Raw genomic sequence first — 16,521 nt, 5'->3', positions numbered from 1 at the left:
TTGTGATTGGAGTGATAAGCTCAAAAACCGGATGATATCACCATCAACGAAACAACATGTTTCAATATTCAAACATAAGGAATTCATTATGAGTGACATCATCTGGCCTGAAGGCTTTGTACCCGGTTTTACTGACAACTTCTGTTCGAATGAAGTGATTGTCGCTGGTCTTTCAACAAAAGACATTTGGCCTTTACTTAACACTCCAGCACTTTGGCCAACTTACTATGCGAACTCTGCTAATCCCCGTTTTTATGACGAAAAAGGCCCTGAGTTAGAAAATAACGTTCGATTCTATTTCAATACTTTCGGCTTCCCGGTTGAGTCACAATGTGTTGAACATGTTGCACCAGTAGAAGGTCAACCAGCACGTGTTGCATGGCATGGCTGGTCAGGCGAAGGTGACACTCGTTTAGATGTACACCATGCCTGGTTAATTGAAGACCTTTCTGGCAACCGAGTTCGCATTCTGACTCAGGAAACCCAAAATGGTAATCCAGCTAAAGAATTAGCAGCAACTAAGCCTAACCCAATGATTAATGGTCATCAGGAATGGTTAGACGGTCTGGTTGAAGCAGCCCGTAAAGCAAAATAACAATGAGTTGCTACTTATAATTTTAGAAAGCCGTTCTCAAATTCATTGAGAGCGGCTTTTTTGCTCTATATTAAAAATAACCATATAAAACAATAAGCTCTGATTATGGCAAATATTAAAAACCTTGATCTGAATCTTCTTCGCGTCTTTGACACTCTGATGGATGAGAAAAACGTCTCCAGAGCGGCTGAAAAACTCTCGGTCAGCCAACCTGCGGTCAGTGGCATGATGACCCGCCTGCGACACAGCCTAGACGATCAGTTGTTTATTCGTAGTCAACATGGCATTGTGCCAACCATTCGTGCACAAGAGCTATCGGTACCAATAAAAAAGCTGCTTAGAGAGCTAGATGCTGTTTTAGAACCTACGCTATTTGATCCGCAGACTGCTAAACTAACGCTCTCTATCGCGGCCACCGACTATTCTCTGAGAGCCATTGTTGAGCCATTTTTACTTGCGTTAAGGGAACAAGCACCCAACATAAAAGTCTCGGTTCGCTGGATTAATGAGCATGAACTTTTCGAGCAAATGGAGCGCGGGATCATTGACCTTGCGTTAACCACGCCTGAAGCGTCTCCTGTGGATTTACGAGCCAAAACCTTATTTGATGAGACCTATGTTTGTGTTCTCAGAGACGAGCATCCTCTGCTAGAAGATAACACTTTAGCACTTGAGCAATTTTGCAGTATCGATCATGCGATTGTCTCTTACGTTGGCGGTGCATTTGAGGGAATGACAGATCAAGTACTGCGCTCACTGGGCAAACAGCGGCGAGTGGTGCTATCCGTCCCGAGCTTCTTATCACTGGTCAACATTTTAAAAACCAGTGACCTCTGTGCTGTTGTACCGAGACGACTCATCACAAATGTACAGGGACTCACCACGGTAAACCTTCCGTTTGAAGTTCCCGGATTCACGAAAATCATGGCGTGGCATGAAAGAACACATGACAGTGACGCCCATCGATGGATCCGAGATTCGATTGTTGAGCTGTGTAATGAGCTTTGAATAACTTCAGGTATTCAAATCGGTGATGACGACAATAACAAAATGCGATTAGAGTTATAACGTTCGATCGGTCATGATTTAAACCAATAAACATTCTCATCATTTTGTTAATTTTTCTACCGACATGACAGGATTTGAAATATGAAAAAAGTTGCTTTTCTGGGTTTAGGCGCAATGGGCGTTCGCATGGCCGCTAACATACTCAAAGCTGGCCATCAGGTTACCGTTTGGAACAGAACCCCTTCCAAAGCGGATAAACTCGTTATTGGCGGTGCCAAATTGGCACAAGCACCACGTGAAGCTGCTCAGGATGCAGACTTTATTATCGCAATGGTTCGTGACGATAACGCATCCAAAGAAATTTGGCTGGACCCTGACACCGGCGCTTTTAGTAGCATGAAAAAAGGCGCAATCGCTATAGACAGCTCAACACTCTCGGTTAACTGGGTAAAAGAACTCAATCAGCACGCTTCCGAGCGAAATATTCCCTTTATTGAAGCGCCGGTTTCGGGCACCCGACCACAAGCGGAATCCGGACAATTGATTTATCTTGTCGGCGGCAAGGAAGAAGCTTATGAAAACAGTAAAGCGTTACTAGGAACCATGGGTTCTGTCATTAACTACACTGGTGAAGTGGGTAATGGTGCATTAGCAAAACTTTGTACTAATACGCTTCTTGGGATGCAAGTCGCCACTTTAGCCGAGCTGATTTCAACGTTACAACGTCAACAAGGTGCAGACGTTGAAAAGATCATTTCAGCACTATCATCAACCGCTCCGTGGAGTGCTTCCGCCAACGGTATATCGACCATGATGCTGAACCAGATGTTTGCTCCGATGTTCCCTGTTGAGCTGATTGAAAAAGATTTCTCTTACACACTGGAAGCAACCGGACACACCACGCCTGTCATTGAAGCCGTGCGTGATGTATTCAAAAAAGGGATAGACAATGGGATTGGGGACGAAAACATGACTGCGGTTATCAAATTGTACCAATCTTAAAAACTCATGTAGGCAGAGCCGGAATGACATTGGCTCTGCCTGAACTTGTAACTTTCTCTGACAGAAGAAGTGCTCAGCAATATTGACCTCAGAGCTACACTACACTTTAAGCTTGTGTAGCCATCACATACTCACACAGATCAAACTTTAAACAGAAGAATTTATATGAAAATAAATACTTTAGTTACACTATCTACTATCGCGGTTTCTCTCTCTGTCAGTGCTCAAAGTGATTTAACATTTAACCGGAATATCTACACTGAAAACTCTGTCGAAGTTAATGGTCAAACGGTTGAATTTCGTGCTTACGAAGGAATTCCGTATGTCAAATATCCCGTAGATAGTGAGCTACAGACACTCAATATTTATGTTCCAAAAGGCTATTTCAAAGACCCAACTATTTCAGGTTATACCATACAAACCGCACCAATCTTCTTACCTAACGGTGTCGGTGGTTATATGCCGAGTAAACCAATGACCCCGAGGGTTGATTCCCATTCAGCGAATGCTTTGTTGCTTGCACTCCATCACTGCTATGTGGTGGCGTCACCTGGCGCACGTGGCCGAACCAGCCAAAATTCACAGGGGATATACACAGGGAAAGCCCCTGCCGCCATCGTTGATTTGAAAGCAGCCGTTCGTTATCTGCATTACAACGATAAACTCATCCCTGGAGATGCAAATAAAATTATATCTAACGGTACCAGTGCGGGCGGTGCGCTATCGGCATTGTTGGGCGCAAGTGGCGATCAGGTCATCTATGGCACATATTTAGAACAATTAGGAGCAGCTCCGGCTTCGGATAAGATTTACGCCGTCTCTACATTCTGCCCGATTACCGACCTTGACCATGCCGATGCCGCCTATGAATGGCAGTTCAACGGCTACAACGATTATAAAAAAATGGATATTTCGATGTTGGATTATCATATCCAACGAAAAGAAACCAAGGGCACTCTGATCAACGCTCAGCAAGTCGTATCGAACGCTCTGTCCAGTCAATTTCCAGGCTATCTGAATGGGCTTAAGCTAAATGATTCAAATGGTAACCCATTGACACTGGATAAAAATGGTAATGGCAGCTTCAAGCAGTATGTTATTTCTTTAATTCAGCACTCAGCTCAGTCAGCATTGGACAACAATACAGATTTAAGCCAGTTCAACTGACTTACAATCACTAATGGCAAAGTAACGAACGTCGATTTCGACAAATATCGCACCTACGCTATTCGCGCCAAACTTCCTCCGGCCTTTGATTCGTTAGATCTCAGTTCAGGAGAAAATGAGTTGTTTGGTAATATATCGAACAATGCCATGCATTTTACCGCGTATTCCTCTGAACATAGCTCAACAAATAACCCGGCAACGGCTCCGGCAGATATTGTTTCTATGATGAATCCTCTGAGTTTTATTAAACCGGACCAACAAGGCATTGCTCCGCACTGGAGAATTCGTGTCGGTACCAATGACCGGGACACCTCTCTAGCCATTTCAGCTATCTTAGCGACTCGTCTTGAAAATGCTGATTACGATGTCAATTATCAACTGGCCTGGGACCGCCCTCATAGCGGTGACTACAATCTGGATGAGCTATTTACCTGGATTGATAGTATTAGCCAAGACTATCTGATAAGACCCCAATACACTAGACACTACTCTGATTAGAAAAAAGTAGTTCAAATACTTATCCGTAAAGTCTGACGGATAAATGCGCTAGCTTGGAAAGGGGCACAAATGAGTCAGCTCAGATCAAGCTGACTCGAAGATGGACATAAATGAGTCATTGACTTAGCTAAATTAGTTAGATACGGATAACTATTTATATCCCAACTTTTACATCACTGCACATTAGGTGAAATAACAGATTGTATTAAATTATGCAGATGCTGAGTAAATGGTTCCTGCCTGTGGCTTTGTTTGAAAAACGACGAAAGTGCGTAATCATTATTGTCATCTAATTTTATGGCTTTCACCTTTGAACTGTCGTAGATAAAGTCAGGTAAAAATGAAACCGATGGCACTCTTTGTACAATGTCATAGGCCGTTGATAATGAATCGACATAGGCTACTTTTGTTGGTTCAAGATCGAGCTTTTCTAACAGCCGATAACGATGCTCATTCCATGAAGATAATCTAGAAATAATCAGTAGATTATCAAGCACGTCCTCGATCTTAGTTATTTGTATATCAGGGTGACACGCTAAATAGACATGATAATTAGAAATATGCCGTTGAGTGATACCTTTATTGGTTTCAAAGTCGCTAAAGTGAACCCCAATGTCTATCTCCCCCGCGTTTATAGCGTCGAGAGTATTCTTTCCCCAACGCTGAATATGAAACGTCGCCTGAGGAAAATGTTGCAGCAGTACAACGGCCAACTTTGCTGCTGCATACTGGTAAATATAAGAGTTAAGCGCAATGACAATAGGATGTGTGTATTGTGAAAAATCAGTACGCGAAGTTGTGGTCTTCTTCAATATATTTGCGATTTGATTGTAGTGCTGCTCTATTTGTGGAACAAGTTGCTGTACTAAAGGGGTCAGTTCCATTCCTTGAGCACTACGAATGAAAATCGGGTCATTCAATCTTTCACGCAGTTTGGTTATATCTCGGCTAACGGCACTTTCTGACTTCTTCAGAATATCTCCAACCTTCTTAAGGTTAGGATTGTGATAGAGCAAAACCATCGTTTTCATTAGCTCTAACGGTAAATCCAAATAACGGTTATGTAGATTCATATTCACGCACCTTCTTGCAAAAAACGCAAGATAATCTTAACTGTCATTATCATATTCACAAGAGCAAAATCATATTTATTTGATCCAGACAGAAGACTATAGATATGAAAATAAAAGCTCTGAACATAGCGTTAATCTCTGCACTGACCTTAACGGCCACCCCTACATTTGCAGAAAATAATCCTGATTTTAGCTCTCCATATATGAATGCTAAAAATACCCCATTAACCCATCTTCCAGATAACGGCAATAAAGCCAAGGTAAACGAAGAAACTGCAGCGTTTTGGAACTTAGGCAAACTTAGTGACAAGCGTGCTTCTTACGATGACCCAACAACAATAAAAATTGCTGATGGTATCTGGACATTTGGCTCACGTTCAATTGTCAATATGAGTGCAATTGAAGCACCTAAAGGTCTTATCATTTACGATACAGGCGACAATATGCATGATGCAGAAGAGTTTTATACCATGCTGCGTAAAGAAACCGATAAGCCTATTGCTGCGATCGTGTATTCCCACGAACACTACACCTTAGGTGCACGTTATATCGTTGAACAAGAAGCGTCTCGTGGTAATAACAACATTACCGTCATTGGTCATCCTAATACCAATGCATCAATCGCAAAAAATGGCGGTGTCTCTTCAATTCATCCAGAAACGAGTGGTATCACAATGGCTCGTAGTATCGAGCAATTTAACGCCTATCTACCAACTAAGGGTGATAACGCTGCATTTAAAAATACGGTAATGCCAGATCAAAGTGGATTCGTGCCAGTGAACTTATCGCCAACTCATGATGGTCAAACCATCAATGTAGCGGGCTTGGATATGGTTTTCTATATTGACGGTATTGGAACTGATACTCCAAATCAGTTGATGGTTTATGTTCCAAGTAAAAAAACAGTATTGAACAACGTTGTCTGGGGCTGGTTCCCTAATATCTACAGTGCTCGTGGCGGTCGTTACCGTAATCCAAACGAATGGATGGGAGCGTTAAATAAAATTAAAGATTTGAACCCTGAAATCTTACTTTCAACCCATTCCACCTCATTAATGGGTAACGAAAAAATCAATGCACGTCTAAAAAGTTACCATGATGGTTTAGCGTTTGTGCTTGACCAGACATTAAAAAATATTGCATTAGGTCAAGGTCCTGATGAACTTCGTTATAGTGTAAAACTACCTAAATATCTGAAAGAGTCCCCTATTCTGGTGCAGAACTATGGCGAAATTTCTGTCATGCCACCACGTATTTATACCGCGTTGTTTGGTCAATACGATCGCAATGCTGCGCACTTAAACAAGTTGCATCCAAAAGATGAAGCAACGCGTATGGTTACCGCAATGGGCGGCGAAGATAAGACCTACAAGCTAGCTAAACAAGCATTTGATAACGGCGATTACTTGTGGTCAGCACAAGTGTCGGATTACTTAGTACAAAATAATCCGAGCAAGAAAAACAAAGAGCTAAAAGCAGACGCATTGGAACAAATGGGCTATCGCGCTACATCAACCAACTCGCGTTCGTTCTACTTAGCACAAGCGGCTGAGCTTCGCGGACAAGTGAATATCATCAAGAATATTCCGGCAGCACCAACAGCAATCGTACAGAATATCAATGACTACGTTAATTATTACCGTATTCGTATTAATCCTGAACGTTCAGGTAATACGCAAGCAACCATCAAGTTTGATTTCGGTGGAGAGCACGTTTATGGCTTAGAAATCAGCCGAGCAGTGGTGAACTACTTAGATAATGCTGAAATTGGCAAAGCCAGATCAGATGTGACAGTACAGATGAAACCAGAAGTCTGGGCTGAAATTTACAATAACACCGCGTCATTTGATGGTTTGTTACAAGTAGGAAAAGTCAAAGTAACTCAAGGTGATAAAGAGAAAGCATCACAATTAATGGGCCTTTTTGACCCAATCTATGATTGGAAAAATGATAAAGGGTTACAAGACCTATTAAAAATGCTTAATCCATCTGAAAAATAATTGATTGCAGCCTCTCAGTAGTAGCTAACGGCTACTACTGAGTATTAAAAGGATAAAAATATGAATACGAATTTGTCACACCTAGGCAGAGCTTTCCAAGTTCAAAATGGTGATATCACCATTCAGGCTTATGAGAAAGGCCAAGGAGAACCTATTGTTTTAGTACATGGTTTCCCTGACTCAGCCAATGCTTGGCGTAATCAAATAGATCCATTTGTAAATGCTGGCTACCGTGTGATTACGTTAGATATGCGTGGCTACGGCAAAACATCTAAGCCGATCGAAAAAGAGAATTACCACATCACTATGCTTGCCTCTGATGTCAAAGCAGTTGTCGATCATCTCGGTATTGAAAAAGCTCATATTGTAGGACACGACTGGGGCGCGGGTGTGTCTTGGGCATTTGCTGGCATATATCCGCAAGCAACGAAATCACTGACTGCTATTTCTGTGGGACATCCATTTGGTTTGCTGAGCATGCCGAATATTCAACAACGTGAAATGTCATGGTATTTCTTCTTCTTCCAATTGCCAATGGCACAAGATCTTCTTGCTGCCGAAGATTGGAAGCTGCTTAAAGAGTGGGTTCGTAATCACCCGGAATGGGAGCACTGGAAAGAAGTATTTAAAGAAGGCAAAGACATTGTTCCAGGGCTTAACTGGTATCGCAATGCTTTGAACTTAGAAAGTCCCATGAAACCAGAAGATCTCGGTTTAGTTCAAGTGCCTTGCCTAGGTATCTGGTCTGAACATGACCACTACTTAGGTGAAAAACAGATGAAAGACTCTGTACATTTCATCGGTAAAAATGCCAGTTTTGAATTCGCTCGTGTGAATGATGCAACTCACTGGGTACAACTCGATAAACCTGATGAAATCAACGAGCTTATACTTAAATTTACGTCTAAACATTGCTAATACTCGGAATACTGTGATGGGTTATAAAGCCAGCAACTTGATGTCGCTGGCTTTTCTGTATATGTGCAACCGAGTCATTAGAATTGTGGTTCTTCTCCGCTTTCATGAGTCTGAATGCACTGACTAATTCATCATAATCACATGATTTATAATGCTTATTTTGAGAATAAGTTAGTAGTCTATTTTGTCGTCTTTGTCTTCCTCATTATTTAGCTTTAAAGGCCAGTGTGTTGAATCTTGTTCAGTAGAAGAAGTGTCCCAATCAGTATTCGTTCGTTGCCGTCGAGACCGAAGGTATAAGGTCAAAGAGCCAATATCCGGCACTTCCTGCACTGTCGATCACTACGTTAAAAGACGTCTTAAGGATTTACCTGTGAGTGGACGGCCTTGCACGATTGAAGTTGAGCTGGCTAAAACTAGAGACAAAGAAGGAAGACGGTTAATTGAAGAGGCTGAGTATGTGGCTAAAGGCGGTCGTTATACTGCTCGCTTTTGCATGTTCATCAGTGGGTTATGTCGCCACATGAGCATACATGCCGTCTCTCAGCATTTAGGGATCCGTTGGGAAACAGTAAAAAATATAGATAGAGAATACTTACGTTCAAGCTTGCCAGCTTTAGACCCTGAGAAACTGAATAACCTAATCCATATTGGTGTCGATGAAGTTGCCAGAGCCAAGAGACACGATTATATGACGGTCGTTTATGACCTCGTCTCTGGGCATTTAATTTGGGTTGAGCATGGCCGAAAAGCGGAAGTACTGATCTCCTTTTTCGAGCAGTTATCAGAAGAAACCAAAGCAGGAATCAAAGCAGTGTCAATGGACATGGGCCAGTCTTATCAATCGGCGGTGAGGAAAATGCTTCCCCATGCAGATATTGTTTTTGACCGATTTCATGTCATGCAGAACTACTGCATCTTAATCAAAAAAGAGAGAGCAAAAGCGTTTAGAAACGGCTCTCACGACGAGAAAAGGATGTTGAAAGGGACACTCTTTCTCCTGCTGAAAAATGCTCACAAATTGGATAATAGACAGTCTGACAGACTCGATGACTTACTCGAGAGCAACAAGACGTTGTGCGTTGTTTATATGCTAAAAGAGCAGCTACAAGCCATATGGGATGAACCCGATTACGAAACAATGGTGGCAGCTCTTGAAGCCTGGTGCAGTCTCGCAAAATCGACCAGAGTTCTGTCCTTAAGTAACTTTGCCAATGTTTTATTGGAAAGAAAAGTCGGCATCTGTAACTACGGGAAATACAAGCTGACCAACGCTCGGGTTGAAGCAGGTAATGTCTCGATTGGCTTACTTAGGCGAAGAGCTAGAGGAGTGAGAGACACAGACTATTTCAAATTGAAGATTAGACAAACGTCGGTTCCTGATACTCACTCAACTTTTTACCCAAACATCAAGCTCACCTAAGCGGAGAAGAACCGAATTGTTATGAAAAAATCATGAAAGCATGACTATTGGCAACACTCTGCAAACAAAGAAAGTGGCACTTCTGAGTAGAAGTGCCAGCAGAGCGAGTTCTGGACAGATTAGTGTGCCAAGCCACCTAAAATTTAACCATTTAAATGTATCGTTCGATTCAATGTCGGCTACAAGTAAATCTTTCTTCTGCTTCTTGGAAAATAGATTTGACGCGCTCTACATCCCATGGACGTTCTAGTAACGTTTCGTGATCCCATTCGCTTCTTGGTTCATGAGGAGCAAAAAAGTTACCACCATAGACATGAATGGCTCCAGTCCTTTTCCCGATTGGATTAAGGACTGAATGGATGGCTGTTTTGTCAAGTACACATACGTCTCCAGCCCCAAGAGACATCGCTTTTGAAGCTTCAATACCTGTTTTAGTTCTTTGCCAGAAAATATTGTCCTCTCTCCCAGAATAAATCCCGACAACAGAAAACATCTGATGATTATGTGGCATTAAATTCATATATGGAGCCCAGGTAAAATTAATAATGGTAAGTGATGGTGACCTGAATAATAAATGTATTCCAGCATGCTCTTGCTTACCAAGGGCAGATATTATTGTTGTTCTATCAGACATAGCTTGTGAAACGACTTCATTAACAGCCTCTTCTCCTTCAGTTACTGCCTTTATACAATCTTCAATAAACTTATCGGTACTAAACATGTCAATCGCCTCCTTACCCCGTCACAACCACATCCAAAAGCATAATTGAAACACCATAGGTCAAGTATTAGCCCAGATAAACCATGCAGCAAGTTAAGAACAAATATCACCCCATCAAAACTTGATGCTCGAAATTATTTTAAGAGGGTAAACAACCAAAGGCAGTGCAGACTTGTCTATCTGTGTGTATTTAATCTAACGTAAAGTGGTGCGTGCGAGTTGAGGTCGTATCACTATCTGTAGGTAACTCCCACCGGATGAAGATGTGACTGTGTCGTTAATCTTACGAATTTTGGCGCAGATGTTTGCTAGCCAGAGAGTACTGAAACGGCTATGGACAATAGTTTTCCTGAAGCTTTGCTAATGAATAACTACAGATATGGATAAATCGGTTAATGACAAGTCCAATATCACAGGAGCAGATCAGTTGCCCTTTTTCAAATGTCTCGTCGTCTTTAATTAACAATTAGCTTATCATGGTCAAGTCAGTAAATCCTTGACCAATCAAGTAGAAAATAATGTTCACCCTCATGAGGAAGGAAGAAAGTATGCTAGGACTGTTTGTTGGCCAAATTGTTTTATTCTCACTTTTTCCACTATATTGCACACGTCTAGATCCCGGTATACGCAGAACCTCTTTTTATATCTGCATCTCTCTTTACCTGTTGATCGGCGGCTTTTTTGGCAACGTATATTCCCTACCTATAACTGAAACCATCAATATTTCTGGGGGCAACCTTTGTTATGGCGCATTCATGATGACATCAATACTTTGTGTATTGGTGGAGCGTGATGTTTTTATTCTGCGTCACCTCATCCGATTGGTGATTATTGTCGATCTATTTAACGTCTTGTTTGCAGGGTTAGCGGAATATACGCTAGAACAAGATGTCGTAAACCCGCACAGTATTCCTGCTGAATTTTTCCACATATCTACGCCGTTTATTATCTTAGGCGGCGTATTGATTATCACGGAACTGGCTGTGCTTTTCTTTTTGTTCGAGAAGCTCAAAAACTTGAAGTTGCCAATGTTTGCTTCTGCGTTAGTTTATCTTTTGGGGTTTATCTGCGTGTTAGTTGCAGATGGAATCGCTTTCCCTTTAATAGCCTTTGGCGTAAGTGAGCCAGTAGTAAATATCGTGATCGGTGGACTTTCAGGTAAAGTGCTGATGGCCTCAGCCTTTAGCGTACCACTCGCATTGTACATATTGGTTAAGCGTCGTGAATTTACCCAATATCTTCAAGGTGAACCTTTGGATTGGAAACTGATGTTTCGTTCGAGTCGTGATTTGATGAAGGAAATTGAGGATAAAGAGTATGGCTTAAAGCAGGCTGAGACAGTATTTGAACACAGCAATGATGGATTAGCGGTAATTGATAATCAGGGAGTCGTTCTCCGCTGTAACTCTGCTTTTGCTCAATTCACCGGTAAATCTGTTCAATCGATTACCTCAGCATCGAAAACGTTAACATCGCTTCTCAATTTAGAACCGTCATTTGTGATGTCGTTAGATGAATCATCGAGTGAGCAAAAAATCGAGATTGAATTTCAAGGACACCACGGCTTGCTAACAGTGACAAATGTTGAAAAGACAAAGGGTCGCAGTGCATTAAAGATCGTTTCGCTTACTAATATCGACGATCTCATGGCAGCGCAAGACCAGCTTCATTATTTAGCAAGTCACGATATCTTGACGGGGTTACCAAATCGCCGAGTGTTGGATGATGCACTCAGTCATGAAGATCTTATACACAGCGCACTCATCATGTTTGATGTGGACCATTTCAAAGACATCAATGATAGTTACGGGCATGCCAGTGGAGATGCTCTGCTTAACAAAATCGCACAAATGCTCCCTAAGGTGAGTGGTGAACAGTTTGGTCAGGATGGCTATGTTTTGGCACGCACTGGAGGCGATGAGTTTGCTCTATTAATTAAGAACGCTGATTTATCTTCGTGTGAAGCACTGTGCCAGAAAGTACAGAAATTGATGACACGTCCATATTATCTAGGCAATGACATCCATGTTTACTCTTCTTTGAGCATGGGGATTGCGCTGCAGCAGAATGTGGAACTTGAAGACCTTTTTCAAAGTGCAGATGCGGCGATGTATGTGGCGAAGCATGCCAAACGAGGAAGCTATCAGTTCTATGAGCAGTCATTTACTGATGCGAGCCAACGTACGTTGATATTGAGTAATCGCCTAAGAGAAGCACTCGAAAAACAAGCTCTTGAAGTCTATTACCAACCTCAAGTGCATGCGGGAACAGGAGGTATGATTGGTGTAGAAGCTCTAGTGCGCTGGAATGATGGTGGAAACTGGGTATCGCCAGCCGAGTTTATTCCTGTTGCTGAGCGTTCCGGCCTTATCGACCAACTAGGAATGTATGTGCTTGAAACCGCGTGCCGTGATGCGCAAATTTGGTTCGCAAAAACAGGCGTGGAAACACTGAAACTATCGGTGAATGTTTCTGCGCATCAGCTACGTTTTGATCAGTTATATGAACAAGTGACTTCAGTTTTAAATAAAACGGGATTTCCTGCAAAAGCATTGCAATTAGAACTGACAGAATCTGCATTTCTAGAGCGTGAGCAAGAGGTGATACCGCAGCTTGAGAAGATTCGTGATTTAGGGGTGAGTTTGGCGATTGATGATTTTGGTACTGGTTACTCATCACTGTCTTATTTACATGCTCTGCCGATTTCGACGCTCAAAATTGACCGTTCTTTTATTAGTCGCTTGCCTGCCGACACCACTCAGCAGCAGCTTTGCCGAACGATTGTTCAATTAGCGACGAACTTGCAGCTTAGCGTGGTTGTTGAAGGTGTCGAAACAGCTGAACAGCGTGATTTTGTGGTGGCAGAAGGGTGCCAAGTCATTCAAGGCTATTTTTACTCGAAACCAGTGAGTTGTTCGGAAATCACCAACATGCTTCTTAGTTAGTGGCGAAAAGGGACACCATTGAAGTAATTGCCAATCAGTTTAGAGAACAGTAGCTGATTGAATGCTTCTCCCAAGATGGTCGAATCCGAGTGTTAATCTAGCACTCGGATTTTTTATGTTTCTCAGACAAGCACTACATCAGGTTCATAAGTTCCCCTCAAAGCAACTCATGCAATTTCAACGTTCTAAATTTGTTTGCGACAGAACCCTCTATAAAGAGCATTTGGATGTTTAAAAATCCTCTCACATCTTCATTTTGTGCGCTCTATTACAACTGCGACACCTTGCCCACCACCAATACAGAGTGTTGCAAGTCCATATTGTTCCTCACGTTTGGTAAGTTCGTGTACAAGAGTCACCAGAATACGCGCACCGGAAGCACCGATAGGATGCCCGAGAGCAATAGCTCCACCGTTGACATTCGTAATCGCAGAGTCCAAACCCAAACCACGACAAACAGAAATAGCCTGAGATGCAAAAGCTTCGTTTGCTTCGATCAAATTAATATCTGTGACATCCAAGTTTGCATTTCTCAAAGCTTTTAACGATGCGGGTACAGGTGCATACCCCATTACATCTGGATCTACGCCCGCTGAAGCCTGAGAAACAATAGTCGCCATTGGGGACAAACCGAGTTCTTTGGCTTTGTCTGCACTCATTAATACTAACGCTGCGGCACCGTCATTGAGACCAGAAGCATTGGCGGCCGTTACCGTACCACTTCCATCAGTGATAAAAGCAGGTTTAGGTTTTGATATTGTTTCCTTTGTTGAACCGAATCTTGGAAACTCATCTGTATCGACAACAATATCGCCTCTACGGCTGTGGATTGTATGAGGCGCAATCTCTGCAGCAAATCGACCTGACTTAACGGCTAACTCAGCACGATTTTGCGATTGAACAGCGAAAGTGTCTTGCTCCTCTCTGGAAATTGCATACTGTTTAGCGAGATTTTCCGCTGTAATTCCCATATGGAATCCACCGAATGCATCTGTCAGACCATCGTTAAGCATAGTATCGGTCAAGGTTGAATGACCCATTTTAATACCAATACGATGCGACTGAAGTACATGTCCTGCATTAGACATAGACTCCATGCCTCCTGCGATAACAATTTCAGCTTCACCTAAACGAATTTGATTTGCAGCATCCATTACGGCTTTTAGTCCAGATCCACAAACCATTGATACTACGTTGGCAGTTTTAGAGTCAGGAATCCCAGACAATCTAGCTACTTGACGTGCAGGATTTTGCCCTAACCCAGCAGACAAAACATTACCTAGAATGACATTATCAACTTGATCCGGATCTATCCCAGCATCCTTGATGGCCGATGTTACAGCGGTTACACCCAAATCAATTGCTGACACGTTAGTAAATGAACCAAGATAATTACCAATCGCTGTCCTTTTTGCACTTACAATGACTACATCTTTCATCACTATTCTCCAAATACTTTTAAGGAATCAGAAACAATCAATTCGGTGCCTGTCTTATCTAAAACTTCTTCAATGGTTGTGTTGTAAGCAATTTCTTTAAGCAACAGGCCCTTTTCAGTCGGCTCAATTACAGCAAGTTCAGTAACGATGAGGTCTACACATTTAGCAGCAGTAAGTGGCAACGTGCAATCATCTAAGATTTTCGGGTCACCATTTTTATTACAGTGTGTCATCATGATAATAACTTTTCGGGCACCATTAACGAGGTCCATCGCCCCCCCCATCCCTGCAACCATTTTCCCTGGGATCATGTAATTAGCTAAATTGCCATGGCGGTCCACTTCCATTGCTCCGAGGACAGTCGCATCAACATGCCCTCCCCGAATTAAAGCAAAAGAAAGGGTAGAGTCGAAGTAAGCAGCACCTTCCACGGCAGTTACCGGCATACCTCCAGCGTTAGTTAAATCCCAATCTTCATTATTTTCTTCTGGGGTGGAATCCAAACCAACCATGCCATTCTCTGATTGGAAGACGATGTGTTTTTCAGGCGGAACAAAATTGGAGACCGAAGTAGGCATACCAATCCCTAAATTGACCAAGTCTCCAAGATTGAGTTCTTTGGCTACGCGCTTAGCGATAAGATCTTTGCTCGACATCTCTCTACCTCACTATGTAATCAATAAGAACTGAAGGAAGTGTAAATAAGTTAGGATTAACTTCGTTTGGCTCAACAAGGCTATCTGGCTCAACGAAAACCAGTTTGCCTGCAGTTGCCATGACAGGATTGAAGTTAGCCGTTGTCTTATTAAATGAGGTATTACCATAGACATCTGTGATTGACGATTTCAGAAGTGCTATGTCAGCTTTTAAAGGTTCTTCAAGCAAAAATTCTTCGCCATTAACAATGACTTTCTGCTTTCCTTCTTCAACTAGGGTATTTAAGCCTGTCTTGGTTAGGACGCCACCTAAGCCAGCACCACCGGAACGAATTCGTTCAGCGAGCGTACCTTGAGGAATTAAATCAACCTCCATCTCACCGGAATTCATTTTTTCACCCGCGATACGATTTAAACCAATATGGGAGGCGATGAGCTTAGACACCTGGCCGTTTTCGATTAACTTTCCAACGCCTTTTCCAGGAAGACCGGCATCGTTACAAATGACAGTAAGTCCTTTAATACTGGAGTGGGCTATAGCGTCGATCAACTTCTCTGGCGTGCCAACTGTCATGAATCCACCCACCATAATGGTCATGCCATTTCTCAACTTTGTAGTTGCTTGTTGCGCCGATAAAATCTCTTTTTTAAGCATTGTTAAACGCCTCTTTTCTCTGAGTTTTACTCAACTTTTAGCTCAGGTTAATATTTGGAATAGCATCATCCGATTAGAAATGATGCTAATTACAGCTGAAGTGTATTTCTGAATTAACCAGATATAGGCATATCTAACAGAGCAGAACTTAATCCTTTTCCGTGCATATCAAGAGCCAAAGAGCGTGTGACCCCTCCGCCTAATGCCTTATACATGACGAAATTCATTGCTCCTAATTCTGGGAGTTCATATCGCACTACATCTCCGTCGACAATATCCCCAAACCAAGCTTTAACTTTTTCTGCCGTAACTTCAGTTTTTAGTCGTTCGTAATCTTTAATATCGAAAGCAATCAAAGATATATTTGATATGTTTCCTTTATCTCCTGTACGAGAGTGAGCAATATCTCTTATTTTCATGG

Annotated in this window: 15 protein-coding genes; 9 read left to right on the top strand and 6 right to left on the bottom strand. The window is 42.2% G+C overall.

Translation table 11 applies throughout. The features are described from left to right. The first annotated feature begins 88 nt into the window (after window positions 1-88). The 5 genes from G5S32_RS06605 (at window position 89) to G5S32_RS21470 (ending at window position 4,270) form a co-directional block, all read left to right on the top strand. Window positions 89-595 carry an SRPBCC family protein gene (locus G5S32_RS06605; RefSeq protein WP_165311264.1) on the top strand — a complete coding sequence of 169 codons (507 nt, stop codon included), beginning with the start codon at window positions 89-91 and terminating at the stop codon, window positions 593-595. A gap of 105 nt (window positions 596-700) precedes the next feature. Then, on the top strand, window positions 701-1,603 hold the full coding sequence (locus G5S32_RS06600; protein WP_165311263.1) for a LysR family transcriptional regulator: 903 nt from the start codon (window positions 701-703) through the stop codon (window positions 1,601-1,603). A 141-nt stretch (window positions 1,604-1,744) separates the two neighbouring features. After that, complete coding sequence (locus G5S32_RS06595) at window positions 1,745-2,605, top strand: NAD(P)-dependent oxidoreductase (RefSeq protein WP_165311262.1); 861 nt, start codon at window positions 1,745-1,747, stop codon at window positions 2,603-2,605. Between the two features lie 165 nt (window positions 2,606-2,770). Further along, complete coding sequence (locus G5S32_RS06590; RefSeq protein ID WP_207621611.1) at window positions 2,771-3,772, top strand: subtype B tannase; 1,002 nt, start codon at window positions 2,771-2,773, stop codon at window positions 3,770-3,772. A 222-nt stretch (window positions 3,773-3,994) separates the two neighbouring features. After that, window positions 3,995-4,270, top strand: a complete 276-nt coding sequence (locus tag G5S32_RS21470; protein ID WP_207621610.1) for a hypothetical protein — start codon at window positions 3,995-3,997, stop codon at window positions 4,268-4,270. Between the two features lie 173 nt (window positions 4,271-4,443). Here the strand turns inward: G5S32_RS21470 and G5S32_RS06585 are convergent, their stop codons facing one another. Further along, the gene (locus G5S32_RS06585; protein ID WP_165311261.1) at window positions 4,444-5,343 is read right to left on the bottom strand and encodes a LysR family transcriptional regulator; all 900 of its coding nucleotides are present in this window, start codon (window positions 5,341-5,343) and stop codon (window positions 4,444-4,446) included. 104 nt (window positions 5,344-5,447) lie between these two features. Between G5S32_RS06585 and G5S32_RS06580 the strand changes: the two genes are divergently transcribed. From G5S32_RS06580 to G5S32_RS06570, 3 genes are all read left to right on the top strand, one after another. Continuing rightward, the gene (locus tag G5S32_RS06580; RefSeq protein WP_165311260.1) at window positions 5,448-7,343 is read left to right on the top strand and encodes an alkyl sulfatase dimerization domain-containing protein; all 1,896 of its coding nucleotides are present in this window, start codon (window positions 5,448-5,450) and stop codon (window positions 7,341-7,343) included. Window positions 7,344-7,403: 60 nt separating this feature from the next. After that, on the top strand, window positions 7,404-8,261 hold the full coding sequence (locus tag G5S32_RS06575) for an alpha/beta fold hydrolase (protein WP_165311259.1): 858 nt from the start codon (window positions 7,404-7,406) through the stop codon (window positions 8,259-8,261). Window positions 8,262-8,445: 184 nt separating this feature from the next. After that, the gene (locus G5S32_RS06570) at window positions 8,446-9,684 is read left to right on the top strand and encodes an ISL3 family transposase (RefSeq protein WP_425509204.1); all 1,239 of its coding nucleotides are present in this window, start codon (window positions 8,446-8,448) and stop codon (window positions 9,682-9,684) included. 169 nt (window positions 9,685-9,853) lie between these two features. Here G5S32_RS06570 and G5S32_RS06565 read toward each other — a convergent pair whose 3' ends face one another. Further along, window positions 9,854-10,405, bottom strand: a complete 552-nt coding sequence (locus G5S32_RS06565) for a hypothetical protein (RefSeq protein ID WP_165311257.1) — start codon at window positions 10,403-10,405, stop codon at window positions 9,854-9,856. Between the two features lie 518 nt (window positions 10,406-10,923). Here G5S32_RS06565 and G5S32_RS06560 point away from each other — a divergent pair. Beyond that, window positions 10,924-13,350 carry a sensor domain-containing protein gene (locus tag G5S32_RS06560; protein ID WP_343033146.1) on the top strand — a complete coding sequence of 809 codons (2,427 nt, stop codon included), beginning with the start codon at window positions 10,924-10,926 and terminating at the stop codon, window positions 13,348-13,350. A 251-nt stretch (window positions 13,351-13,601) separates the two neighbouring features. Here the strand turns inward: G5S32_RS06560 and G5S32_RS06555 are convergent, their stop codons facing one another. The 4 genes from G5S32_RS06555 to G5S32_RS06540 all read right to left on the bottom strand — a co-directional run bounded on the left by G5S32_RS06555 (window position 13,602) and on the right by G5S32_RS06540 (window position 16,519). After that, window positions 13,602-14,789: an acetyl-CoA C-acetyltransferase gene (locus G5S32_RS06555; protein WP_165311255.1), complete on the bottom strand. Its 1,188-nt coding sequence runs from the start codon at window positions 14,787-14,789 to the stop codon at window positions 13,602-13,604. A gap of 2 nt (window positions 14,790-14,791) precedes the next feature. Continuing rightward, a complete protein-coding gene (locus tag G5S32_RS06550) occupies window positions 14,792-15,445 on the bottom strand; it encodes a 3-oxoacid CoA-transferase subunit B (protein ID WP_165311254.1) in 654 nt (217 codons plus the stop codon). A gap of 4 nt (window positions 15,446-15,449) precedes the next feature. Further along, window positions 15,450-16,100: a CoA transferase subunit A gene (locus G5S32_RS06545; protein ID WP_165311253.1), complete on the bottom strand. Its 651-nt coding sequence runs from the start codon at window positions 16,098-16,100 to the stop codon at window positions 15,450-15,452. A 113-nt stretch (window positions 16,101-16,213) separates the two neighbouring features. Beyond that, window positions 16,214-16,519 carry an AtuA-related protein gene (locus G5S32_RS06540; RefSeq protein WP_165311252.1) on the bottom strand — a complete coding sequence of 102 codons (306 nt, stop codon included), beginning with the start codon at window positions 16,517-16,519 and terminating at the stop codon, window positions 16,214-16,216. Window positions 16,520-16,521: the final 2 nt, after the last annotated feature.

Origin of the sequence: Vibrio ziniensis, from assembly GCF_011064285.1 — a bacterium.
GTDB lineage: Bacteria > Pseudomonadota > Gammaproteobacteria > Enterobacterales > Vibrionaceae > Vibrio > Vibrio ziniensis.
Note: the sequence above shows the minus strand (reverse complement) of the source record. Positions and strands in the feature narration are given on the sequence as shown.